The 23,334-nt window shown below is 62.1% G+C and carries 21 protein-coding genes and 1 tRNA gene; 11 read left to right on the forward strand and 11 right to left on the reverse strand.

Annotated features, from left to right (window positions below; genetic code table 11):
* Positions 1–45 precede the first annotated feature (45 nt).
* Positions 46–2,001, forward strand: a complete 1,956-nt coding sequence (locus tag H9Q16_RS12630) for a cation:proton antiporter domain-containing protein (RefSeq protein ID WP_191075787.1) — start codon at positions 46–48, stop codon at positions 1,999–2,001.
* Between the two features lie 28 nt (positions 2,002–2,029).
* Here H9Q16_RS12630 and H9Q16_RS12635 read toward each other — a convergent pair whose 3' ends face one another.
* Complete coding sequence (locus tag H9Q16_RS12635; protein ID WP_191075788.1) at positions 2,030–2,482, reverse strand: Lrp/AsnC family transcriptional regulator; 453 nt, start codon at positions 2,480–2,482, stop codon at positions 2,030–2,032.
* Positions 2,483–2,554: 72 nt separating this feature from the next.
* Between H9Q16_RS12635 and H9Q16_RS12640 the strand changes: the two genes are divergently transcribed.
* Positions 2,555–3,148: a LysE family translocator gene (locus H9Q16_RS12640; protein ID WP_191075789.1), complete on the forward strand. Its 594-nt coding sequence runs from the start codon at positions 2,555–2,557 to the stop codon at positions 3,146–3,148.
* A gap of 78 nt (positions 3,149–3,226) precedes the next feature.
* Complete coding sequence (locus tag H9Q16_RS12645; protein ID WP_191075790.1) at positions 3,227–4,189, forward strand: acetyl-CoA carboxylase carboxyltransferase subunit alpha; 963 nt, start codon at positions 3,227–3,229, stop codon at positions 4,187–4,189.
* Positions 4,190–4,200: 11 nt separating this feature from the next.
* Here H9Q16_RS12645 and H9Q16_RS12650 read toward each other — a convergent pair whose 3' ends face one another.
* Positions 4,201–4,653 (reverse strand): GNAT family N-acetyltransferase, encoded by a 453-nt coding sequence (locus H9Q16_RS12650; RefSeq protein ID WP_191075791.1) that lies wholly within the window; start codon positions 4,651–4,653, stop codon positions 4,201–4,203.
* A gap of 290 nt (positions 4,654–4,943) precedes the next feature.
* On the opposite strand from H9Q16_RS12650, the gene H9Q16_RS12655 reads away from it, so the two are divergent.
* Entirely contained in the window at positions 4,944–5,243 is a 300-nt protein-coding gene (locus H9Q16_RS12655) for a hypothetical protein (RefSeq protein WP_191075792.1), read from the forward strand.
* On the opposite strand, the gene H9Q16_RS12660 is transcribed toward H9Q16_RS12655, so the two are convergent.
* A complete protein-coding gene (locus H9Q16_RS12660; RefSeq protein ID WP_191075793.1) occupies positions 5,240–5,890 on the reverse strand; it encodes a GntR family transcriptional regulator in 651 nt (216 codons plus the stop codon). The two genes, H9Q16_RS12655 and H9Q16_RS12660, sit on opposite strands and share 4 nt — an antisense overlap.
* A gap of 206 nt (positions 5,891–6,096) precedes the next feature.
* Between H9Q16_RS12660 and H9Q16_RS12665 the strand changes: the two genes are divergently transcribed.
* Positions 6,097–6,639, forward strand: a complete 543-nt coding sequence (locus H9Q16_RS12665; protein ID WP_191075794.1) for a CHAP domain-containing protein — start codon at positions 6,097–6,099, stop codon at positions 6,637–6,639.
* A gap of 20 nt (positions 6,640–6,659) precedes the next feature.
* Here H9Q16_RS12665 and H9Q16_RS12670 read toward each other — a convergent pair whose 3' ends face one another.
* The gene (locus tag H9Q16_RS12670) at positions 6,660–7,346 is read right to left on the reverse strand and encodes a M48 family metallopeptidase (RefSeq protein WP_191075795.1); all 687 of its coding nucleotides are present in this window, start codon (positions 7,344–7,346) and stop codon (positions 6,660–6,662) included.
* A 112-nt stretch (positions 7,347–7,458) separates the two neighbouring features.
* Here H9Q16_RS12670 and H9Q16_RS12675 point away from each other — a divergent pair, with 112 nt between their 5' ends.
* Entirely contained in the window at positions 7,459–7,791 is a 333-nt protein-coding gene (locus H9Q16_RS12675; protein ID WP_191075796.1) for a TIGR02300 family protein, read from the forward strand.
* A gap of 98 nt (positions 7,792–7,889) precedes the next feature.
* Positions 7,890–7,965: transfer RNA gene (locus H9Q16_RS12680), tRNA-Ala, on the forward strand.
* A gap of 148 nt (positions 7,966–8,113) precedes the next feature.
* On the opposite strand, the gene H9Q16_RS12685 is transcribed toward H9Q16_RS12680, so the two are convergent.
* From H9Q16_RS12685 to H9Q16_RS12700, 4 genes are read right to left on the reverse strand one after another with little or no spacing between them, the layout of a single operon-like run.
* On the reverse strand, positions 8,114–8,632 hold the full coding sequence (locus tag H9Q16_RS12685) for a DUF3035 domain-containing protein (RefSeq protein ID WP_191075797.1): 519 nt from the start codon (positions 8,630–8,632) through the stop codon (positions 8,114–8,116).
* Between the two features lie 52 nt (positions 8,633–8,684).
* Positions 8,685–9,170, reverse strand: coding sequence for a signal peptidase II (gene lspA / locus H9Q16_RS12690; protein WP_191075798.1), 486 nt, complete (start codon positions 9,168–9,170; stop codon positions 8,685–8,687).
* A gap of 9 nt (positions 9,171–9,179) precedes the next feature.
* Positions 9,180–10,766: a bifunctional phosphoribosylaminoimidazolecarboxamide formyltransferase/IMP cyclohydrolase gene (gene purH, locus H9Q16_RS12695; protein ID WP_191075799.1), complete on the reverse strand. Its 1,587-nt coding sequence runs from the start codon at positions 10,764–10,766 to the stop codon at positions 9,180–9,182.
* Between the two features lie 16 nt (positions 10,767–10,782).
* Positions 10,783–12,531, reverse strand: coding sequence for a heparinase II/III family protein (locus tag H9Q16_RS12700; RefSeq protein ID WP_191075800.1), 1,749 nt, complete (start codon positions 12,529–12,531; stop codon positions 10,783–10,785).
* A 188-nt stretch (positions 12,532–12,719) separates the two neighbouring features.
* Here H9Q16_RS12700 and H9Q16_RS12705 point away from each other — a divergent pair, with 188 nt between their 5' ends.
* Complete coding sequence (locus tag H9Q16_RS12705; protein ID WP_191075801.1) at positions 12,720–13,472, forward strand: phosphate/phosphite/phosphonate ABC transporter substrate-binding protein; 753 nt, start codon at positions 12,720–12,722, stop codon at positions 13,470–13,472.
* Here H9Q16_RS12705 and H9Q16_RS12710 read toward each other — a convergent pair whose 3' ends face one another.
* On the reverse strand, positions 13,473–14,747 hold the full coding sequence (locus tag H9Q16_RS12710) for an RsmB/NOP family class I SAM-dependent RNA methyltransferase (RefSeq protein ID WP_191075802.1): 1,275 nt from the start codon (positions 14,745–14,747) through the stop codon (positions 13,473–13,475).
* Between the two features lie 86 nt (positions 14,748–14,833).
* Here H9Q16_RS12710 and H9Q16_RS12715 point away from each other — a divergent pair, with 86 nt between their 5' ends.
* The 3 genes from H9Q16_RS12715 (at position 14,834) to mnmH (ending at position 17,659) form a co-directional block, all read left to right on the forward strand.
* The gene (locus tag H9Q16_RS12715) at positions 14,834–15,133 is read left to right on the forward strand and encodes a DUF1674 domain-containing protein (protein WP_191075803.1); all 300 of its coding nucleotides are present in this window, start codon (positions 14,834–14,836) and stop codon (positions 15,131–15,133) included.
* A gap of 361 nt (positions 15,134–15,494) precedes the next feature.
* Positions 15,495–16,580 (forward strand): M24 family metallopeptidase, encoded by a 1,086-nt coding sequence (locus H9Q16_RS12720; protein WP_191075804.1) that lies wholly within the window; start codon positions 15,495–15,497, stop codon positions 16,578–16,580.
* A gap of 32 nt (positions 16,581–16,612) precedes the next feature.
* Positions 16,613–17,659, forward strand: a complete 1,047-nt coding sequence (gene mnmH, locus H9Q16_RS12725; protein WP_191075805.1) for a tRNA 2-selenouridine(34) synthase MnmH — start codon at positions 16,613–16,615, stop codon at positions 17,657–17,659.
* On the opposite strand, the gene selD is transcribed toward mnmH, so the two are convergent.
* Both selD and H9Q16_RS12735 read right to left on the reverse strand, forming a co-directional pair.
* A complete protein-coding gene (selD, locus tag H9Q16_RS12730) occupies positions 17,652–19,802 on the reverse strand; it encodes a selenide, water dikinase SelD (RefSeq protein WP_343067844.1) in 2,151 nt (716 codons plus the stop codon). The genes mnmH and selD overlap by 8 nt on opposite strands.
* A 138-nt stretch (positions 19,803–19,940) precedes the next feature.
* The gene (locus tag H9Q16_RS12735) at positions 19,941–23,252 is read right to left on the reverse strand and encodes an error-prone DNA polymerase (protein ID WP_191075807.1); all 3,312 of its coding nucleotides are present in this window, start codon (positions 23,250–23,252) and stop codon (positions 19,941–19,943) included.
* Between the last annotated feature and the right edge of the window lie 82 nt (positions 23,253–23,334).

Genomic DNA, 23,334 nt, shown 5'->3' on the forward strand with positions numbered 1-23,334 from the left:
TATCCCTTCCTTGCGTAAGCTGCGGTCAAATCAAAGGGCCGCAGCATGACCGACTTTCTCCTACTTGCCTTCATTTTCCTGATTGCAGGCGTCATCGCCGTGCCCATCGCCACCCGGCTGGGTCTGGGGTCGGTTCTGGGCTATCTGATCGCCGGGATCGTGATCTCACCCATTCTGGCGGTGCTGGGCGTAGACGTCATCGCCATTCAGCACTTTGCGGAATTCGGCGTTGTGATGATGCTGTTTCTCGTGGGCCTGGAACTGGAACCCAAGATGCTCTGGGACATGCGGATGCGCCTGCTGGGCCTGGGCGGGGGTCAGGTTGCCCTGACAACGCTGGCCGTGATGGGTGTCGCCCTGATGCTGGGGCAACCCTGGACAATCGCACTGGCCGTGGGGCTGGTGCTGGCACTCTCCTCAACGGCAATCGTCCTGCAGACGCTGAACGAAAAGGGGCTGATGAAGTCGGACGGCGGGCAATCGTCTTTCTCTGTGCTGTTGACGCAGGACATCGCGGTGATCCCCATGCTGGCGCTGATCCCGCTTCTGGCCATGCCCGACCTGATGGAACTCGCTTCTGACACGGCAACACATGGTGCACCAACCCATGCCGAGGCCAGTCATGCCGAGGCCGCGCATGGCGATGCAGACCATGGCACCGACGCCGATCACGGCAGCGGAATCAGCCTTGTCGACGGACTGAACGCCTGGCAGACCGCCCTCGTCACACTGGGGGCAATCGGCTTTGTGGTGGTGGGCGGCTCTGTCCTGACCACACCCGTTTTCCGCTTTATCGGCGCGGCCCGCTTGCGCGAGATGTTCACCGCCGCTGCGTTGATGATGGTGATCGGCATTGCCCTGCTGATGAGCCTCGTTGGCCTGTCCCCCGCACTGGGCACGTTCCTGGCCGGTGTGGTGCTGGCCAACTCCGCGTACCGGCACGAGCTGGAAAGCGACATCGACCCCTTCAAGGGCCTGCTGCTGGGGCTCTTTTTCATGACGGTGGGGGCAGGCATCAACTTTGCCCTCCTGCTGGACAATCTCGCCATGATTCTGGCGCTTACCTTTGGCCTGATCCTGCTCAAGGCCGGTGTGTTGCTGATCCTTGCGCTCATCTTCAAGCTGCGCGGCGCCAACAAGTGGCTCTTCGCGCTGGGACTGGCCCAGGCGGGCGAGTTCGGGTTTGTGCTGCTGTCCTTTACGGTCGCCAATCAGGTCATTCCGTCTGCCCTGGCCGACATCCTGTTGCTTGTCGTGGCCTTGTCGATGCTGCTGACCCCGGCGCTCTTCATCCTCTATGACAGGGTCATCGCGCCCCGCTTCGCAGACAGCGAAGACCGCGAGGCCGACGAGATGCCGCAGGGTCGCAAGATCATCATCGCGGGGGCCGGTCGTGTCGGCGGCATGGTCGACCGCATCCTGCGCGCGGCCGGGTTTGAGACCACTCTGATCGACTATGACAGCCGCCGCCTGATGATTGCCGAACGCTTTGGCTTTTCCACCTATTACGGCGATGCCACCCGGCCCGACCTGCTGCATGCCGCAGGCATTGCCGAGGCAGACATGCTGGTTGTTGCGATCGACGACCGCGAAAAGATTAGCGAGCTGGTCAAGCACGTCTGCAGCCACTATCCAAACGTACACGTGCAGGCCCGCGCCCGTGACCGCGACCATGTCTATGACCTTTGGGCGCTGGGATGCCGTGACATCATCCGCGAAACCTACGATTCATCTCTGCGCATGGGCCGCTCCGCGTATGAAGCGCTTGGCGTGCCCGAAGATCGCGCCGCAAACATGATTGACCACTTCAACGCCTACGACCGGCGGGCCATGCTTGCGGTGGCGGATACCCACCGCGTCGGCGTCGCCCCGCACGAGAACGAAGACTACGTAAACCGGGTTCGCGATCTGGTGGAAAACATGCAACCCCGCCTCGAAGCCGAACTGGCGGCCCTGCGCGCCGGAGAAGAGCTGGGCGAGGATATTGTAAAACCCGCCTGAGCGTGCCCCTGCCCACAACTTTGCATGCTCAGGCCCGCGCATCCTTCGGCGACCCCATCACCACATAAGACGTTATCGCATTTACCTGCGGCAACGCGCCCAACATATCGGTGTGAAAATGCTTGTACGCCTTGAGATCTGCACATTCGACCCGCAACAGGTACTCGATATTACCCGTGATGTTGTGGCATTCGACCACCTCTGGCGCGTCATCCAGCGCGCGTTCAAAAGCTTCTTGCGAGGTTTTTGAATGATCACTCAGCCCGACGCCCACATAGGCGACAAATCCCGCCCCAAGGGCGGTGCGATCCAGCACAGCGCGATAGCCCTGAATGATGCCGCGGCGCTCCAACTCCTGCACCCGGCGCAGACAGGCCGACGGCGATAGCCCCACACGCTCTGCCAACTCGATGTTGCTGATCCGACCATCGCGAGTCAGCTCTTGCAATATTCTGTCGGATATTTGATCAAGATCGCTCATATATTGCAATGTATCCCAAATCCTAACACACAACGCAATGACATGGCGCCACCCATCTGTCAATTATTGCGCATGTCACCCGATACCCTCTTTGCGCTTGCCCTCTTTGCCCTCGCCAGCTCGCTGACACCGGGGCCGAATAACCTGATGCTGATGGCCTCGGGCGCGAATTTCGGCTTTCGGCGGTCGATCCCGCATATGCTGGGCATTTCCATCGGTTTTTTGGTGCTAATGCTGTCTGCAGGTCTGGGGCTGGTGCAACTCTTTGATCTCTATTCGGTCATCTACACCGTTCTCAAGGTGCTCGCCGTGGCGTACATGCTGTGGCTGGCATGGAAAATCGCGCACGCAGGTCCGGTGCAGGAGCGCGACGCCACCGGCACGCCACTGACTTTCCTGCAGGCTGTGGCCTTTCAGTGGGTCAACCCCAAGGCATGGGCGATGGCACTGACCGCGATCACCGTATACGTCGGCAACAGCGGCTGGCTTTCGCTTTTGCTGGCCTGCGTCGTCTTTTCGTCCGTCAACCTGCCCTCGGTGTCGGTGTGGACCGTCCTCGGCCAGCAGATGGCGCGCATACTGACAAGTTCGCGCCGCCTGAGCCTGTTCAACTGGACGATGGCCATCCTGCTGGTGGCCTCGCTTTACCCGATCCTGCAGCTTTGAAGAGACCCACCTGTCGCACATTCGTTGCAATGCACGAAAATGACCGCCATATATCCCTTTGAAACGGCGGAGCATTCAATGACGCAATATCTGGATTTCGAAAAACCCCTGGCCGAGATCGAAGGCAAGGCGGAAGAACTGCGTGCGCTGGCCCGCTCGAACGAGGAAATGGACATCACCGCCGAAGCCAAGGCGCTTGATGACAAGGCCGACAAGCTGCTGGGTGAGCTTTACGCAGACCTGACACCCTGGCGCAAATGCCAGGTGGCACGCCACCCCGAGCGCCCGCATTGCAAGGACTATATCGAAGCGCTGTTCAGCGAATATACGCCCCTTGCCGGGGATCGGAACTTTGCCGACGATCTGGCTGTCATGGGCGGTCTTGCGCGCTTTAACGACACACCGGTGATGGTAATCGGTCATGAAAAGGGCAACGACACCAAATCGCGCATCGAACGCAACTTTGGCATGGCCCGGCCAGAAGGATACCGCAAGGCAGTCCGACTGATGGAACTTGCAGGGCGTTTTGGCCTGCCCGTGATCACCCTGGTCGACACGCCGGGTGCCTACCCCGGCAAAGGTGCTGAAGAACGCGGCCAGTCCGAAGCGATTGCCCGCTCAACTGAGAAATGCTTGCAAATCGGCGTGCCCCTGATCAGCGTTATTATCGGCGAAGGCGGCTCTGGTGGCGCGGTGGCCTTTGCCACGGCGAACCGCGTCGCGATGCTTGAACACTCCGTCTATTCCGTGATCACGCCTGAAGGCTGCGCATCGATCTTGTGGAAAGACGCGGAGAAGATGCGCGAAGCAGCCCAGGCCATGCGCCTGACCGCAGAAGACCTCATGCGCCTTGGCGTGATTGACCGGATCATCTCAGAACCCAAGGGCGGCGCACATCGCGGCAGCGACGCAACCCTCAAAGCCGTCGGCAGGGCGATTGCCGACATGCTGGGCGAACTGGACGGCAAGGACGGCGCAGCGCTGGTCAAAGACCGCCGGGCGAAATACCTCGACATGGGCGGCAAGGGATTGGCCGCCTGAGCGCTGCCCCCTCAAAGCCTGATCCTGAAACGCGGCCCCGGCGGCGGCATATCGTCAAAACCCGCAGCGCGGTAAAACGCCCCTGCCGCTGCATTCTCGGGATGCGTCCCGACGACCATGTACCGGCAGCCCAACGACTGAACCTCAGACTTGCATCCCTCGACCAATGCCTGTCCCAAGCCGCACCCGCGCGCCGAGGCTTGGACAAAAAGGTGGTGCATATCCATCCCCCGAACGCCGTATTGCATCTGTACCAAAGGGCACAGCACCGCATACCCGGCCAATCCGTCATCGCCTGAAGCCACCAATGCGATGACCCAGGGGTGATCGCCCATCAGGTCACGGCGCAGGTCATTCAAGGTTACCGCCGCTGTATCCCCGTGATGCGCAGCAAGCGCGTGCACCATATCAAGGATTTCGGGCAGATCGGACGCTTTTGCGCGTCGTACAAGGTGATGTGTCATGTTGTCCCCGCGCCAGCACGCAGCACCGCGCCTGCGCGGCCTTTGCATGTTGAAATGGGAAAGGGGCCGCGAGCTAAAGCGCGCGACAATAAAGAGCGATATCGAAGGTCTTTGTCATGTGCGCCACACTGCACAGCGTTCTGCCATCAGGTCAAGATCACGCGCCGATCACCTTCCGGCGACAGGCTGTGATTTGAATCGGCGCGGGTGCGAACATACATATTAGATACAAACGGAGGATGCCCGACCCTCTGACCATCCTCCCGCCTTCAAACGGAAAGGATGATCTCATGTATAAACGCCTCTTCTCCCTTGCGCTGGTCTTTGGCATGGCGGCACTGGCACCGCCTTCCTTTGCCATGGCCTGCGCCCCCCGCGATGCCATGGTCGAGCGGCTAAATGACCATTACAATGAAACACTTACTGCACGTGGCCTGCAAAACGAAAATGCCCTGATGGAAATTTTCACCTCCAAGGACACGGGCACCTACACCGTCCTGCTCAGCCGTGCCGACGGGATCAGCTGTGTCGTATCCTCAGGCACACACTGGTCGCCGGCGAAACCTGTTCCGGCAGGTGTCGCAGGCTAACTTGCCAACATTCGCAACCCTTGCGTAACATCCGACCGGACCGCCAGCCGCAGTCCAGGTTCATCGCCAGCCCGCAGGGCCGCGATGATCAGACGATGAAATTGCGGCGGCTCGGTCCGTCTGAGCCGCCCGTAAAGCGCCCGCATCGTGGGCCCCATCTGCAGCCAGACCGTCTCTGCCATGGCAAGCATCGCAGGCGCCTGTGCGCGCAAATAAAGCGTGCGGTGAAATTCCAGATTGGCCCGGATATAGCTGACCGCATCGCGTTGCGCGACAGCCTCTCCGACCGCGTTGTTGATGGTCTGCAACCGCTCAATCAACGCCAGATGCGCCCGTGGCAACGCACGACTGGCAAGCTCGACCTCAATCAGCGCGCGCAATGCGGCCAGTTCCTCAATACGTTCATTGCTCAGTTCGGGTGTCGATATGCGCCCCGAGGACGACATGGTCAGCGCGCCCTCGGCCGCCAGACGTCGCACCGCCTCACGCGCGGGCGTCATCGACACCTCATAGCTCTTGCCAATACCTCTGAGTGTCAGCGCATAACCGGGGGGCAGATCCCCATGCATAATACGGTTGCGCAGCCGCCGGTAGACGCGGTCATGGGCCAGCGGAGGGCCTTCGATGGGGCGTTGGGTCAAATTCATGAGCCCGTTTGTGATCACAAAGAGATCTAAGGTCAATCCGTCTCCCGCAGGACGCGCATCGGGCTACAAAAGTTTACGCGCGTAAGCAAATTTCTGCCACCCGGCACAGCGTGTCTTTGCATTGCCACGCATTTGATTAAAAGACACGACGTGACCTCCGGGCAAGAGGGGGTCAAGGGACGGTTGGGACAGACTTGAGGGACATTATGAACATTTATCGTGCAGGTCGCGCGGTGCTCAGCATCGCTGCGTTGGCCGCCTTGACAGCTTGCGCCGCCCCGAAAGCGGAATTCGACACGCTGTCATCTCTGCAAATCGACCCTGAAATGCAGGCGCTTGCCCTGCGCGAGGTCGCCGCGAAACATGCGCGCGGCCAGCGTGTGTGGTGCGTGCCCTTTGCGCGTGACGCCAGCGGCGTCCAGATCCGCGGCAATGCTAACACGTGGTGGGGACAGGCCGATGGTCTTTACGCACGCGGGAACAAGCCCGCTGTCGGATCGGTGATGACGTGGAAAGCCACATCCAAAAATCCCCGCGGTCATGTCGCCGTGGTGTCTCAAATCATCTCGGATCGTGAGATCAAGGTGGATCACGCCAACTGGCGCCGCAATCAGGTGTCCCTGAAAATGAGCGTCATCGACATCTCGCCCAAGGGCGACTGGAGCCAGGTCAAACTGGAAAGCCAGCCGGGCAGCTACGGCCGGATGTATCCGATCAAGGGCTTTATCTACCCCACCACAGCCAGCTAAGCGCGCCCCAGACGCAAAGCTCAGAACTTAAAGCGATGCAGGCCCGAACCGTGGTCCCGCAGCCATTTGCGGGGCGCCTTGTAGGGTCCATAGATCTGCTCGACCCCGGCCCAGAATGCCGCCGAATGGTTCATCTCTGCCAAATGCGCCACCTCGTGGGCCGCGACGTAATCCAGCACCTCGGGCGGCGTCATGATCAGCCGCCACGAAAACATCAATCCACCATCACTGGTACACGATCCCCAGCGCGACCGCGTGTCCCGCATGGTGATCCGGTGATACCTCTTGCCCAGCCGCGCTGCGTAGTCGTCACAGGCCCCTGCCAGACGGTCCCGTGCGACCTCTTTCAGGTAGGCACCCAGTCGCGCTGACACCCGGTCTGCAGGGCCGGGCACTTCAACGTGGTCCGCCCCCAGCACAACTCGCCGCCCCGCACCGGGCAGGACCTTCAGCATCTTGCCACCCACTGGCACTTCCGCCCCAAGACCCACTTCAATATCCGCGCCCCGCGCATCCAGATGGTTGCGAATCCACCCCTCCTTTGAGCGGGCGAATTCCAGCGCTTCATGCTCTGCCAGTCGCGCAGGCATGCTGAGCGTGACACGCCCATCCAGCTGCGAAATCCGCAAAGATATGCGCCGCGCGCGCGTGGACCGGCGCAAAATCAGCGGGATCGGAGGATCACCGGGCAGGTAAACATCGCTCATCAGTCAGGCACCCATGGCATAAGCCTTTGACACTGCCTATTTCATATGGCACTTGGCCGGAATCATCTAGCCAACCGCTGAACCCAACCGCAAATTCAAGAAAGGGTGTGCCATGCCCAACGAAGAATGGGGAACCAAGCGCCTGTGCCCCACCACCGGCAAACGCTTCTACGACCTCAACAAGGACCCGATCGTCAGCCCCTACACGGGTGAAGTGTTGGAGGTGGACGCCTCCAAGTCGCGCATGATCGCCGCCGACGCCGAAGACGCGGCCTCTGCCAAGGCAAAGGCCAAGAAGGGCGACGAAGAGGATGCCGTTCTGGAAGATGACGACGATGTCGACGTGGATCTCGATGACGATATCCTGGACGACGACGATGATGATGATGATACGGTCCCGCTGGAAGAGATCGCAGACGTCGCATCTGACGACGATGACACCTGATCGCCACACATGAAATCGCTGGGGCGGGCCCGCACTTTTCCCTTGATCCCGCCCCCGCATGCGCCTAATACCGCGCCACCATCAGCCATCGGCTTAATGGGGCATTAGCTCAGCTGGGAGAGCGCCTGCATGGCATGCAGGAGGTCAGCGGTTCGATCCCGCTATGCTCCACCAAGCGCTTCATTGAAAAATGAAGTGCGGGTCGGAACGGTGATTTTCCTTAGCTTCCGATGCACGAACAGGTCAGGCGACCACATCGCTTGCCTGCAAGTTACTCTGATTAGAAACGGCAATCCTGCCAGTCGCTCACCCCGTGACGGCGCTACTGCAACCGTCTGCGCGGGGGCGGCGGCGCGGACGGGGTGCGGGCACCAGCCCGGCGCCAGCGCGCGTTCTCGAACTGCGGGTCAAGCGCCTGGCGCCGATACGCCTGATTATAGCGGTCAACCGGCACGACACGGAACTGCGTGAACCGCGCCTTGCGCTTGCGGAAGGCCGCGTCTTCTTCCGCCAGAACCTCCCGGATACCTGCACTCACGCCATTACGGCGCACGTGGTTAACCAGGGCACCATCGCTGGCAGGTACGGGCGCATTGGCGCTTTGCGGCTGCCCGCCAAAGGCCACGACCCCCTCGTTCAGTGCCGATCTGTCTGTCAGATTGCCCTGACCGGGTGTCGGAGGTGGCAGTGTGGCGTAATCCGCAGGCTCTTCCAGTGGTTTGACCGGAGCGACCAGAAATTCATCCGGCCCCTTTGACGTCGGTTGCAACTGGCGCAGCCCCTTGTTGGCGCAGGCCGTCACGGCAAACGAGGCAAGGGTCAAAAGAACAATAAGACGCATCGGTCTGCTCCACTGGGTCTGCCCCTTTGATATCGCAGGGCGGGTGGCAATGTCACTGCCGTTTTTTGGGCGCCGGTTTTTGATCCTTTGCAAAGAAGATCAACCCGATCGCGCCGGCAAAGACAAAGATGTCGGCGATGTTGTACACAAAGGGATTGTTCCAGCCCGGCAGAGAGTTATTCAGGAAATCAAGTACATAGCCATAAGCCAGCCGATCCAGCACATTCGCCAGCGCGCCGCCCACCAGCAAGCCCGCGCTGACGTGGGCCAGCCAGCCCTGCTGCGACCGATAAAGCCAGATCGTCACTGCGCCGCAGATAACCACAGCCAAACCAATCAAAATCCACCGGCTCGCCTCTGAGCATTCGCCAAACAAGCCAAAGTTGATCCCGCAGTTTTCGCCGTAAATGAAATTCAGCCATGGCGGCAACACGTCCATCGGATTTCCCGCGCGCAGGCCCCACATATGGATCACCACATATTTGCTGATCTGATCGATCAGAAACGCCACAAGGGCAGAGAGGCCAAAGGCGCGCATCCCCCGCCCCTAATGCCTGAAGTGCCGCATGCCGGTAAAGACCATGGCAAGTCCGGCCTCATCTGCCGCTGCAATTACGTCGTCGTCGCGCATTGACCCGCCGGGTTGGATCAAGGCTGTGGCCCCGGCTTCTGCTGCCGTGATCAGGCCATCGGCAAAGGGGAAAAACGCGTCAGAGGCCACGACAGATCCTTGGGTCAGCGGCGCGGGCAAGCCCATCACATCCGCCATGTCCTGTGCTTTGCGGGCCGCGATGCGCGTGCTGTCCACGCGGCTCATCTGGCCCGCGCCCACACCCACTGTCGCACCATCTTTGACATAAATGATCGCGTTCGATTTCACGTGTTTTGCCACCGTCCAGGCAAAAAGCAGATCGGACATTTCCTGATCCGTGGGCTGTTTTTTGGTGACGACCTTCAGATCATCCGCCGTAATCCGTCCCACATCGCGGTCCTGCACCAGCCAACCGCCCGCGACCTGCCGCACAGCAAGCGACGCGGCTGCGGGGTCTGCAAGGCCCGTGGTCGTCAGCAGGCGCAGGTTCTTCTTGGCGGCAAAGACCGCGCGCGCATCGTCATCGGCACCGGGTGCGATCACAACTTCCGTAAAGATGCCGCTGATTGCCTCCGCGGTCTCGCCATCCAAGGGCTGGTTCAGCGCGATGATCCCGCCAAAAGCCGACGTACGGTCACAATCAAAAGCCCGCGAATAGGCCTGCGCCAGCGTAGCCCCCGTGGCCACCCCGCAGGGATTGGCGTGCTTGATGATCGCGCAAGCCGGTCCATCGGCCGGCGCAAACTCACTGATCAGGGCAAAAGCTGCATCCGTGTCGTTGATGTTGTTGTACGACAGCTCCTTGCCCTGATGCTGGGTGGCCGTGGCCAATCCTGGCGCGCCCAAGCCATCAGTATAGAACGCCGCCTGCTGATGTGGGTTTTCGCCGTAGCGCAGGGTCTGGGCCAGCGTCCCGCCAAAGCTGCGGCGGCGCGGTGTGCCGCCGACTGCGGCAGCCATCCATGTGCTGACCGCCGTGTCATAGGCTGCGGTCCGGGCATAAGCTGTTTGCGCCAACCGCTGACGCAGGGCGTAGGTAGTCTGGCCGCTGTTGGCGGCCAGTTCCTCGACAAAGGGCGCATAGTCCTCGGTGTCGACAATCACGTTGACAAACCCATGGTTCTTTGCCGCCGAGCGGATCATCGCAGGCCCGCCAATATCGATATTTTCAATTACCTCGTCATAGGCCGCGCCCTTGGCGACGGTCTCTTCGAACGGGTACAGGTTCACAACGACCAGATCGATCCCGCCAATGTCATGCTCGGTCATCGATGCCACGTGATCGTCATTGTCGCGCAAGGCCAACAGCCCGCCATGCACCACCGGGTGCAGCGTTTTGACCCGGCCATCCATCATCTCCGGAAAGCCGGTGACCTCGGCAACATCCCTGACCTCGAGCCCCGCATCGCGTAGTGCTTTGGCGGTGCCACCGGTGCTCAGCAGTTCAACCCCATGCCCCACCAGCGCCTTGCCCAGATCAACCAACCCGGTCTTGTCGGAGACAGATAACAGGGCGCGCTTTACGGGGGCGAGGTCAGGCATGGCAGGTCCTTTGGTGTTAGACTTCTTCGACGAAGGGTTCGTCCATCGACAAATCCCGCACGCCAATCGCAGTTTCCTGCGCCTTGGACAAGGACCACCTGATCCGTGTCGCGTAAGTAAAGGCCATTCCGGTCAAAACGATCTGCTGCGCACCGCGCGGTTTCAGACGCGTGGTCTCAAGATAGACCCCCGGCTCAAATGTCAGGCTGTGCGCTCCATCATGCCGGAACACCCAGACCTCACCGCTTTTCAACGCCATCGAAACAGCCGCGCCACCCAGATCCAGCGTGGCATCCACGTCCGGATGCAGATGGAACCTGATCTCGAACCGGATACCTTTCAGCTGACCTGCATCCAGCGCACTGTCAAATCGCCGCTTGTCGGCGTCTTCCATGGCAAGCAGCATGTCTTCCCCCGCCAGCCCGCGACCGTCATGGGTCAACTCCAGCGTGCGGGCATGGGTCAATCCATGGCTTGGGACATAGCCGTTATGCCCGCCCTGAAACCGCATCCCGTCAGAGGCATGGCTGATCTCGACCGGCACATGGTCCGGCCCGCCAATCAGCGCCTCCAGACCGGTATCCGCATCCGCCTCATCCAGCCGTGCGCTGGAATAGCCGCCCAGCGACAGCGCCGAATGTGACGGTGTCGCGCGCCCCGCGCGACGCCAATCCAGCCCAAAAGACGCGCCCGACCCGCAATTGACAATCAGCGGACGCCGCCCCGATGTCACCTCAAACGCCAGCGTCGAGGCATGCGCGTTACCCGACGCCGCCCCGACAGGTGGCGGGGCCGCGTCAATAATAATGCTGGTGCGCCCCGCCGACAGGCGCGCATAGCCCATCGCCAAGCCATCAGGCTGCGCGGTCCGCACCCCCGATGCCGCAAGCGCATGATCCAGCCAGCCTTCTACCCCGCGCCCGCCACCATGGAACCGCGCCAGCGACCCATCGGAATGGCGCAGGCTGCGCAACGTGGGCGCAATCCGTTCAATAGCGCTCAGATGCGCATCAGGTGGTGTGCGGCCCGCATCACTCAACGCCGCAGCAGCCCAGGTCAGCAAAGTAAAGACATCCAGCAATTCTTCGGGGTTGCGCGTGGGCAGACCACCCTGATCATCCACTTGCAAAACACATTCGCGGGCCAGCGCATTGATCGCGGGATCGGCCAGATCCTCCTGCCCCTCCAGCGACAGCCCGGCATAGATCAGGCCCGTCAACGCCTCGAATCGGGGCAGACCGGGGGCCGCCCCGCGCCAGCGCCGGGACAAAAACTGCGTCTGCTGCACCAAGGATCGATAGAAGGCGTGACTTTGATCCGATTCAACCCCGCGCAACACAAAGATCGCGTGGTTGATCCACCGGATCAGCCGCCGCCCTGTCAAATCAGGTGTCCACCCGGGGCCGCGCCCCTTGCCGTAGGCTTCGATCCAACCCCAAAGCCAGTCCTGCGCCTTGTGACGTGCCGGCACATCTCCGACAGCGGCCAGATCATCCAGCCAGGCAAAGCCATGCAACTCTGCACGGTACGCCGCATCTGGCGTCTCAAGATCCCACAATGCCTTGCCGGGTTCGTGCAGCAAGGTTCCGGCAAAAAGGTAGTTCCCCGCAATCAGCTGCCGCCCGCGCGCAAAAGACCCGATGGTACGCGGTTCGGGCTGCGAAACAAAGCCGGTGACCTGCGCGCGCGTGCGCGTCGCCGCCCGTGCGTGCCACAGATTCAGAAACCGCGTATGTCGCGTGCGTAGACTGTTGAGGTTGATCATTGCCGCTGCCCTTAGACGCTCTGCAGGCGTTTCGCGCGAACATACCCCGGGGTCAACTGGGAGTCACCGCTTTTCGCCCCGATTGACTATCCAGACCGCAGAACGGCGGATGATTGCCGCATCTTCCCTTGCCTCGGCACAAAGAAAGACGGACCTTCTGCGCGACGCACCAATTCGAAAGATCCCCTATGATCGCCAGTCTTATGATGTACGCGCGCCCCGAACTCGATGCAGCACACGTGCGCTATTGGGCATTGATCCGCGATGAACTGGCCCGGCGCGGCATTCCTGCACCGGAGACCCTTTCAAACGGCCTCTCCGAATTTGATGTCTGGACGTCTCGCGATCTGGTGCTCAGCCAGACCTGCGGGATGCCTTATCGAAAACGACTGCACGATCAGGTGTCCCTGATCGGAACCCCCGATTTTGGCGTCGACGGGTGCCCGCCTGGATATTACCGCAGCCCTATTGTCGTGCGCGCTGACGATCCGCGCACTGCCCTTTCAGATTTTGCGCAGGCCCGGTTCGCCTATAATATGAACATCTCACAATCTGGATTTGCCTCTATTTATGCCGCCACGCGGCCCCACGGTTTCTGGTTCCGGGACCGAACCGAAAGCGGCAGTCACAGCGCGTCAGCACAGGCAGTTGCGGCAGGCACGGCGGACATCGCGGCACTTGATGCCGTCACGTGGCGGTTGATCCAGCGCTACGATGACTTCGCCCCAGACCTGCGGGTGCTGGAATGGACGGACCCAACGCCCGGTCTGCCCTACATCGCTGCCGCTGGCGCGGACACCGATGCAACCTTTGACGCCGTACACGCCGCCATCGGAAGCCTCGACGCCCCCGACCGCAAGGCTCTTGGCATCAAAGACCTGATCGCCATCCCGAAAGAAACCTATCTCGCCATTCCAAATCCGCCGGACAGCGCGGGCTGATCAGGCTTCCTTGCGCAGACAGGCGATGTAAAACCCGTCCATGCCACCCGCATCCGCCCAATAATCCGGCCTCAGGCGCAGGCCCCCCTCGGCGGTGATCCATCCTGCATCGACGCCCTCGCACGCCAGAGCATCGCTGTCGACGCGCATGTCACCATGCCGCTCCAGCGCCTCATCTACCTGTACTTCGCCCTCGTCCGGCAGCAGGCTACAGGTGCAAAATACCATCCGCCCGCCGGGTTTTAGCAATCCCCACGCATGGTCGATCAGTTCTTCCTGCAACGCGATCAGCGCACCGAACTCGGCTCCGTCCTTGGCAAAGGGCAAGTCTGGATGCCGCCGGATGGTGCCTGTTGCCGAACAGGGCGCATCCAGCAGGATCGCATCATAGGCACCCGTCGCTGCACGCGCGTCCTTGACCTGCAAGTCCGCCCTGAGACCCGTCCGCTTGAGGTTTTCCTTCACCCGCGCCATGCGCCCTTCTGCATCATCAACTGCCGTGACATCGGCGCCTGCGGCTGCAAGCTGCATCGTCTTGCCACCGGGTGCCGCACAAAGATCAAGGATCGCTTCGCCCTGCTGCGGGCCAAGAACACGTACCGGCAAGGCCGCAGCGGCGTCCTGCACCCACCAATCACCCGCCGCATATCCGGGCATGCCTGTGACCTGCCCGGCATCAGCCACGCGCACCGACCCGGTGGGCAATACCACACCGCCAACGGCCTCGGCTACAGCAGCGGGATCGGACCTGGCGGTCAGGTCAAGCGGAGCACCTGCAAAATGCGCCGCCTCAATCGCGGCCATCGCCTGTGGTCCCCAGGCCTCGACCAATGGGCCACGCAGCCACTTGGGCAGGCGCGGCGTGCGCAATGTCGGCCAGATCTCGGGGCCCTCCGCCGCCACCTTACGCAAAACCGCGTTCACCAGCCCCTTCAAGTGACCATACCGCTTGTGGCCCGCAATCAGTGTGACCATGGCATTTACCACCCCATGCGCCGCACCGCCCTGACAAAGCTCAATCGTGCCGACACGCAACGCATTGCGTACGGTCAAAGGGGGATACTTGCGCAGATGCTTTTGCAGTATGCGATCCGCACGCTCCATCCCGCGCAGCGTTTCCATCGCAAGCCGTTGCGCACGCGCGCGATCATCCGGCGCCAGTCGGTCCAACACCCCAGCCCCCAGAAGTTCGGACAGCAAGCGCGGCTCATCATCCAGAATCTGATCCAGCAGGTACACCGCACTACGACGGGCATCGACACCTGTTTCTGCCATGAACTGGCCCTTTCTTTTTGACCCGCACCGTTGCCTGAGCCTCAGCGGGGCGTATATCAAGGTTACGCCTGCCTCAAGAGGACGCCATGCCAAACCCGAAACCTGACCCCGGCCCTGACCTGCCGCCACAACCGCGCCCCGCCGAGAAACCGATACCGACGGACGCACCGGTGCCGCCAACGCCCATGCCCAAACCGGATCTGCCCCCGCAGAACACGGCCCCCCATCCAATCCCGCCCGCAGCCCAGCGCGCCCTCGCCGAAGCAGAGGAGCGTCGCCGCAAGGCCGCCGAGGTAGATCGCCCCAAAGAATATGGCGGCCGCGACGGACCTGACCCGGTGCGCTATGGCGATTGGGAAAAGAACGGCATCGCTATCGATTTCTGATCAGCGCGCGTGCAGTGCCCTAGGGTCAGGACCCACTAATCTTGCGCCGCTGGCGTCAAAACCGCGAAAGTTCAGCGGTTTGAGACATGCAGCGACTAACGGGTTAATTGCAAATGGCTCAAGCCGTTGAAATGAAGCGGTTTTGTCGTCCTTCGGATTTGACAGATTTTCCCCGTGAGCTGCGGCGTATCTGCTTGAAATTCAAAGAGAGTTCCTGCGCAGATGCTTCTTGTCACGAGAAAAATCTGTCAAACCAGCGGTGCAAGATTAATGGGTCAGGACCCAAGCTCGCCTGCCTTACCTTGATTCCCACCTACATCTCAGGTCCAGTGCTCTTGTGATCCCAGACAGGAGCCGCCCCATGACCCGCCTCGACGCCCTGCGCGACAAAATGCTCGCCGAAAACATCGACCTTGTGGCACTTGGCCCCGGCGCGCACCTGGAATGGCTCACCGGTCTGCATCCACACGGTGATGAACGCCCGCTTTTGCTGATCATCACACAATCGACCGCCGCGTTCCTGATGCCGGTGCTCGAAGCCGACAGCGCGCGGCAACATACCGACCTGCCCTTTTACACCTGGTCAGATGACGCAGGCCCGCAAGGCGCCCTTGACGACCTCTTGACCGCGGCGCAGGCCGCAAACGCCCGCAGCATCGCGCTGGACGAAACCATGCGCGCCGATTTCGCGGCGCTGGTACAGGACACCCTGCTGCAGGCACAACGCCAGTTCACCGCCACCACCATTGGCACGCTGCGCATGCGCAAGGACGCGGCGGAGATCGCGACACTCAAACGCAACGCCCAGACAGCCGATACCGCCATGCAGGCGGCATGGGCCGCCATGAAACCGGGCATGACCGAATGGGACGTGGCCGAAATCATCCGCGACAGCTTCAAAGGCCAGGGCGCAACACCGCTCTTTCATATCGTGGGCGCGGGCCCCAACGGCGCCTTTCCCCACCACCAGACCGGCAGCACGATCCTGCAACAGGGTGACGCAGTGGTGATGGACCTTGGCGGCAGCATGGACGGCTATTCCAGCGACATCACCCGCATGGCCGTTCTGGGCAACGCCCCCGAGGGCTACGCCGAAATCCACGCCATCGTCGAAGCCGCCGTGCAGGCCGCGATGCAGGCCGCCAGACCCGGCGTGCGCGCCGGCGCCGTCGACGCTGCGGCCCGCGATGTCATCACCAAAGCGGGCTACGGAGACTATTTCATGCACCGCACCGGCCACGGCATGGGTGTCGAAATCCACGAACCGCCTTACATCACGGCCACCTCTGACACGGTCCTCGAAACCGGCATGGTCTTTTCCATCGAACCGGGCATCTACTTGCCAGGCCGCTTCGGCATCCGGCTCGAAGATATCGTGGTCCTGCGGAACGACGGCCCGCAGGTGCTGTCCGATCTGCCTCGTGATCTGCGCATCATCGGCGATTGAACCTGCCCGCCCAGCCTGTAGAAGGGGCGGGCATGACCCCTTTGACCCTGACATCGCTGACGGATCTCGCGGCACTCGGTGCCGACACGATCATCGACGTGCGCGCCCCTGCCGAATTTGCCGAAGACCACCTGCCCGGTGCGATGAACCTGCCGGTCCTCACCGATGCCCAGCGCGCAGAGGTCGGGACAATCTACAAACAAGAGAGCCCGTTTGACGCGCGCAAGATCGGCGGCGCGCTGGTGGCGCACAATACCGCGCTGCACCTGCAAGGACCGCTGTCTGGCAAACAAGGCGACTGGCAACCGCTGGTCTACTGCTGGCGCGGCGGCCAACGGTCTGGCGCCTTTGCAACCATCCTTGATCAGGTTGGCTGGCGCGTTCACCTGTTGAAGGGCGGCTACCGCAGCTACCGCAAACTGGTGGTGCAAAGCCTCTATGACACGCCCCTCGCTCACCGCCTGATCGTGATCGAAGGCGGCACCGGCACGGCCAAGACCGATCTGCTGACCCACCTTGCGGCACAGGGCGCACAAACCCTCGACCTCGAAGCCCTTGCCGCGCACAGAGGCTCTCTTTTTGGTGCAACCGCTGACCCGCAGCCCGCCCAGAAACTGTTCGAATCCCGCATTGCCGCCACCCTCGACCCCTTCGACCCCCAAAAGCCAACATGGGTCGAAGCAGAAAGCAGCCGCATCGGAGAACGCACCCTGCCTCCCTCGCTCTGGGCCGCCATGCAATCCGCATCACGTGTTGAAATCAAAGCCCCCACTGCGGCGCGCGCCGATTACCTCAGCAGCGCTTATCGCGACCTCACAGCAGACCCTGACCTGCTGGCAACCCAGATTAACAAGCTAAGCCCCTATCACGCCGCTGAAACCATCTCTGGCTGGCACATTCTGGCCCGCGCACAGGACTGGACCGCGCTGGCCGAGGGCCTGATCACCGCCCACTACGATCCGCGCTATACCAAATCCGCCGCCCGCTCAGCCACGGCCATCCGCCGCGTCGAACTCGAGCGCCTTGATCCCACATCACTGCAACGTACGGCCAAAAATCTGATCGCTGAGATTAGCTGACCCGCACCTGCCCGGGCCCTTCTTCCACGCGGCCAATGATATGCCCCTCACCGCCGGTCACGCGCAAAGCCTCAAGCACGCCGGCCACATCTTCGGACCGGACAGCCGCCAGCAATCCGCCCGCCGTCTGCGGATCATGCAGCAGCGGATCATCGCTTCCAGCGGCAGGCGCATCCGCCCGGTTGGCAGCCAGCAAGGTCGAAGCCACACCTGCCGCCGACAAAGCCCGCGCGCCCTCGTAAACCGGGATATCGCCCCCGTTCAGCACCAGATCCACACCTGATGCCCGCGCAATCGCAAGTGCATGCCCCGCCAGCCCAAAGCCCGTCACATCGGTCATCGCATGTGCACCCGCCAACGCCTGCGCGGCACGATCCTGCGGCTGCGCCATGATCTCAAGCAGGCGGGTTACGTCGGGCCCACGCGCCTGCCCCTGCATATGCGCCGCCAGAATGACACCCGATCCGATAGGCCGCGTCAGGACCAGGGCATCCCCCACCTGCGCCCCGGCGTGCGTGATGGGCTGGCCCAGCGTCGTCCCTGTCACCGTAAAACCAATCGTCAGTTCCGCCCCCATGGTGGTGTGGCCCCCCACCAATTGACCGCCAACCTCGCCCAAAAGGCCCGTCACGGTGCGCGTGATTTCCTCCAGCGTCCGGGCCTGCAATTCGGGCGACATCTGCGGCAGAACAATGCTCGACAACAACGCCTGCGGTGCCGCCCCCATCGCCCAGACATCCCCCAGCGCATGCACCAACGCGATCCGCGTCATCATCACGGGATCGGCAATGAAGCTGCGCAAATGATCCGTACTGATCACCTGAAATGTCCCGTCCGGCCCCTTCAGGATCGCCGCATCATCCCCCGCACCTGCAAGGATATCGCCCTCGACAGGCACCACATCTGCCAGCGCCCCCGCCAACACACCGCCGCCCACCTTGGCCCCGCATCCGCCACACAGCGGCTTTGCGGCCAGCATGTCGCGCACCCCACCGGCAACCTCTCCCGGAACCGGCGCCACCGCCATGGCCGGCAAATTCTCCAATCGGTCCATGAACGCCCGATCAATCCGATCCTTCCACTGCCACATCAGGCCGCCCCTGAAAACGCGGCCAAATTTTTCGGCCATCGCGGACTTTCCGCCCAGCGATATCAGCTTGAGGTAATCACGCTGCGGCCTGAATTCCCTGCGCACCCCCCCGCTCAGCGCAGCCCGCAGATTATGTTTCAGCACCGGTGCCGCCCGCACCGCAAAGACCCCCGCCTTGGGCCGTGGGGCATGGGCCATATGCGCACAATCGCCGACGGCAAAAAGCCTCTCGTCCCCTTTCACTCCCAAATCAGAGCCGACCTCAATGAATCCGTCCACCAACGGCAAATCCGTCTGCGCCAGCCAGTCGTGTGCGAACGCCCCCGCAGCGCCAACCGTGAACCGCGCCGCCACATCCGACTGCCCCGCGATGCGCACAGTATCCGCCGTGACCGCCTCGACCACTGCATCACAACGCACCTTCACCCCAAGGGCTGCCATCTCCTCCAGCATGATCTCGCGCCCGCGATTCGTCACAACCGTGATCTGCGGCCCGGCCTCGATCACCGTCACGGCGGGCGTGACCCCCCGGGCGCGCAGCGCAAAAGCCATCGCCATCGACACCTCGCAGCCCGCAACCCCGCCACCGATCACCGCGATCTCGGCAGGGACATCCCCCGCCCCGGCCCGATCCCGAAAGTCCCGCCACCGGGCCGCAAAGACATCCAACGGCTTCGCCCCGACACCATGTGCCGCAAACCCCGGCAGATCCATCTCAGCCGTGATCCCGATATCGACAGAGGCGACATCATAGGCCACCGCCCCCCAGCCCTCGACGTCAATGCGCCGGGCCACACGATCAAGAGCCACCGCCTTGCCAAGGATCAGCCGCGCACCCGCGTGCTGACACAGACGCACCAGATCAATTTCCAGCTCATCGCGCCCATAATGGCCCGCCACATGACCCGGCAGCATGCCCGTATAAGGCGCTGTCGGTCCCGGATTGATCACTGTCAGCCGCGCTCCCGGCAAGGGATCCATCCCCCAGGCCCGCAGCACCAGGGCATGCGCATGCCCTCCCCCGACCAACACCAGATCGCGAGTCAGCGGCACAGCCCTCAACACGGATTTTCTCTTTCTCTGGCCATAACATTCCCAGGATGTTTGAAGGACAGCGTCCTTCATTCCCAAAACAAGATCGCATGCGGCCCCTGGGCCGCTCCTTTTCCTACCCCTGACACAAACGCGGCGCTAATGAAAATCCCGCGACTTGGGGATCACGCGCACATCGCGCGGATGCTTGCGCGGGCTGACCTGCCCTGGGATCGGATGCGTCGGATGATCCCCGCGCACCGTGGTGGCAGGTACCGGGCTGTCGGCCAGCGCATCCAGCCGCTCCGTCCGGTTCTCCAGATGATCGGCCACCACATGAATGACCCGCCCGTCGCTCTGCACGCGCCCCTGCACCACCAGCAGCCGCGCCGCCATGATCACGCGCCGATACGCCTCGAACATCTTTGGCCAGATCACCAGATTGGCCACCCCCGTCTCATCCTCCAGCGTGATGAAACACACCCCCTTGGCAGACCCGGGCTTTTGGCGCACCAGCACCAGCCCGGCCAGCTGCACCCGCTGCCCATGCCACATCCCCGGCAAGGCCTCGGCCGCAGCAAACCCCTGTTTACGCAAACTGGCCCGGAAAAAACTGACCGGATGCGCCTTCAGCGACAACCGCAGCGTCTGATAATCGGATACCACATGCTCCGCCTGCGGCATGGCGGGCAAGCTCACCACCGGCTCTGCCCCCTCATCGCGCGTCTCCGCATGGGCGAAAATCGGCAAATCCGGCGCGTCCTTGAGGGCCTGCGCCTGCCACAACGCCTGCCGCCGACAAGTCCCCATGTTCCGCATGGCATCGGCGGCCGCCAACCGCCGCACGGTGCCCCGATCCAGCTTGGCGCGTTCCTTCAGATCCGCCACATCCTCAAACGGCCGATCCCGCGCCGCCACAATGCGCAGCGCCGCCTCCTGGCGCATCCCATCTACCTGCCGCATGCCAAGGCGCAGCGCAAATCCCTTGCCACAAGGCTCCAGCGTGCAATCCCAGTCCGAGAAATCCACATCCACCCCGCGCACCTCGACCCCATGCTCGCGCGCATCCCGCACAATCTGTGCGGGCGCGTAAAACCCCATGGGCTGGGAATTGAGCAATGCACAGGCAAAGACATCCGGATAATGGCACTTCATCCACGACGACACATAGACCAGCTTGGCAAAGCTCGCCGCATGGCTTTCAGGAAACCCATATTCCCCAAACCCCTTGATCTGGTCAAAACACCGCTGCGCAAAATCCGGGTCATAGCCCCGGTCCGTCATCCGCCCGACCATCTTGTTCTGCAAGGTCTCGATCGTTCCGCGCGACCGGAACGTGGCCATGGCTTTGCGCAACTCATTGGCCTCCTTGGGCGAAAACTTGGCCGCATCAATGGCGATCTTCATCGCCTGCTCCTGAAAGATCGGCACCCCCAGCGTGCGCCCCAATATCTTCAACAGCTCATCCTGCGGATGCTCAGGCCCCGGCGCGGGATAGCTCACCCCCTCGATGCGCTGCCGCCGCCGCAGAAACGGATGCACCATATCCCCCTGAATGGGCCCGGGCCGCACAATGGCCACCTCGATCACCAGATCATAAAAGGTGCGCGGCCGCAGCTTGGGCAACATCGCCATCTGCGCCCGGCTCTCGACCTGAAACACCCCCAGGCTGTCCCCGGCGCACAGCATATCATAGGTATCGGGATCTTCCTGCGGCACGGTGGCCAGCTCATAATCCGCGCCGTAATGCGCCCGCATCAGATCAAACGCCTTGGCAATGCAGGTCAGCATCCCCAAGGCCAGCACATCGACCTTGAAAATCCCCAAGGCATCAATGTCATCCTTGTCCCACTCGATGAACGACCGCTCCGGCATCGCGCCATTGCCAATCGGCACCATCTCGGTCAAAGGCCTCTCCGTCAGAATAAACCCGCCCACATGCTGGCTCAGATGCCGGGGCATGCCCGTCATCTCCTGCGCCAGCTTGATCACGCGCCGCAGATACGGATCACTCAGATCCATGCCTGCCTCTTTCACCCGCTCATCACGCACATCCGCCTCGAACGAGCCCCAGATCGTGCTGGACAGCTTACTGGTCACATCCTCCGACAACCCCATCGCCTTGCCAACCTCCCGAATGGCCGACCGGGGCCGGTAATGAATGACCGTCGCACAAAGCCCGGCGCGCGCCCGCCCGTACTTGGCATACATGTACTGAATGACTTCCTCGCGCCGCTCATGCTCGAAATCGACGTCAATGTCGGGCGGCTCATCCCGCTCCTCACTGAGGAACCGCTCAAACAGCACATCATGCTCCTCGGGATCAACGCTGGTGATCCCCAGACAAAAGCACACCGCCGAATTCGCCGCTGACCCGCGCCCCTGACACAGGATCGGCGGTTCTGCCTCTTCGCGCGCGAACCGCACAATGTCATTGATGGTCAGAAAATACCGCGCGATCTTCTTTTCCCGGATCAGCGCAAATTCCTTCTCGATGATCCCCCTGATCCGCGCCGACACACCATCCGGGTAGCGCCGCGCGGCCCCCGCCCAGGTCAGACGCTCCAGTTCTTCCTGCGCGGTGCGCCCCTCAGGCTCGATCTCATGCGGATACTCGTACTTCAGATCATCCAGCGAAAACGCAATGTCATCCGCAACCGCCCGCGTGGCGCGCACCGCATGCGGCCAGCGATCAAACAACCGACACATCTCGGCAGGCGATTTCAGATAGCGCTCCGCATTGGCCTCCAGCAAAAACCCTGCCTTATCAATGGTCACGCCTTCGCGAATGCAGCTCATCACATCCTGCAAGGGCCGCCTGTGGGGGGCGTGATAGAGCACATCATTGGTGGCCAGTATCCCCAACCCATGCGCCCGCGCCATCCCGTCCAGCCGATGAATGCGCGCCACATCATCCCCGCGATAAAGATAGCTGGCGCCGATATACCGCATCCCCGGCAGCGCCTTCACAAGCCGCGCCAGGCCCGCCTCGAATACCTCCAGATTTTCCGGCGGCATGACAATCAAATGCACACCTTCCGCGTGGGCACACAGCATCTCCAGCGTCAGATGCGTCTCGCCCTTTTCCTGCCAGCCCCCGTCAACATCCGCCATCTTGCCCTTGGAGAGCAACGTGGACAGCCGCGCATACCCCGCCTGATCACGCGGATAGGCCAGGATCTCCGCCCCACACATCAACACCAGGCGCGACCCAATGAGCGGACGCACCCTGGCCCGTTTGGCCTCGGTATGAATGCGCACAACACCCGCCAGCGTATTGTGATCCGCAACCCCGACAGCGTGATACCCCAACGCATTGGCCGTGGCCGTCAGATCCACCGCATCGGATGCCGCACGCAAAAACGAAAAACAACTGGCCAGCCCCAGCTCCACATAAGGACCGGGGGGATGGGCGCGAAACGGCTCATCCTCCTCCAGCGTCCGACGCTTATGCCCCTCCTGTTGTGGCACGCAGCAGCTTGCCCCCTTTCACCCTTTTTCAAATACCTGAATGCCGCCTTCTCCCCACAAAACCACGCCCATAAAACGCGCC

It is taken from the genome of Sulfitobacter aestuariivivens (assembly GCF_014763045.1).
GTDB classification, from domain to species: Bacteria; Pseudomonadota; Alphaproteobacteria; order Rhodobacterales; family Rhodobacteraceae; genus Sulfitobacter; species Sulfitobacter aestuariivivens.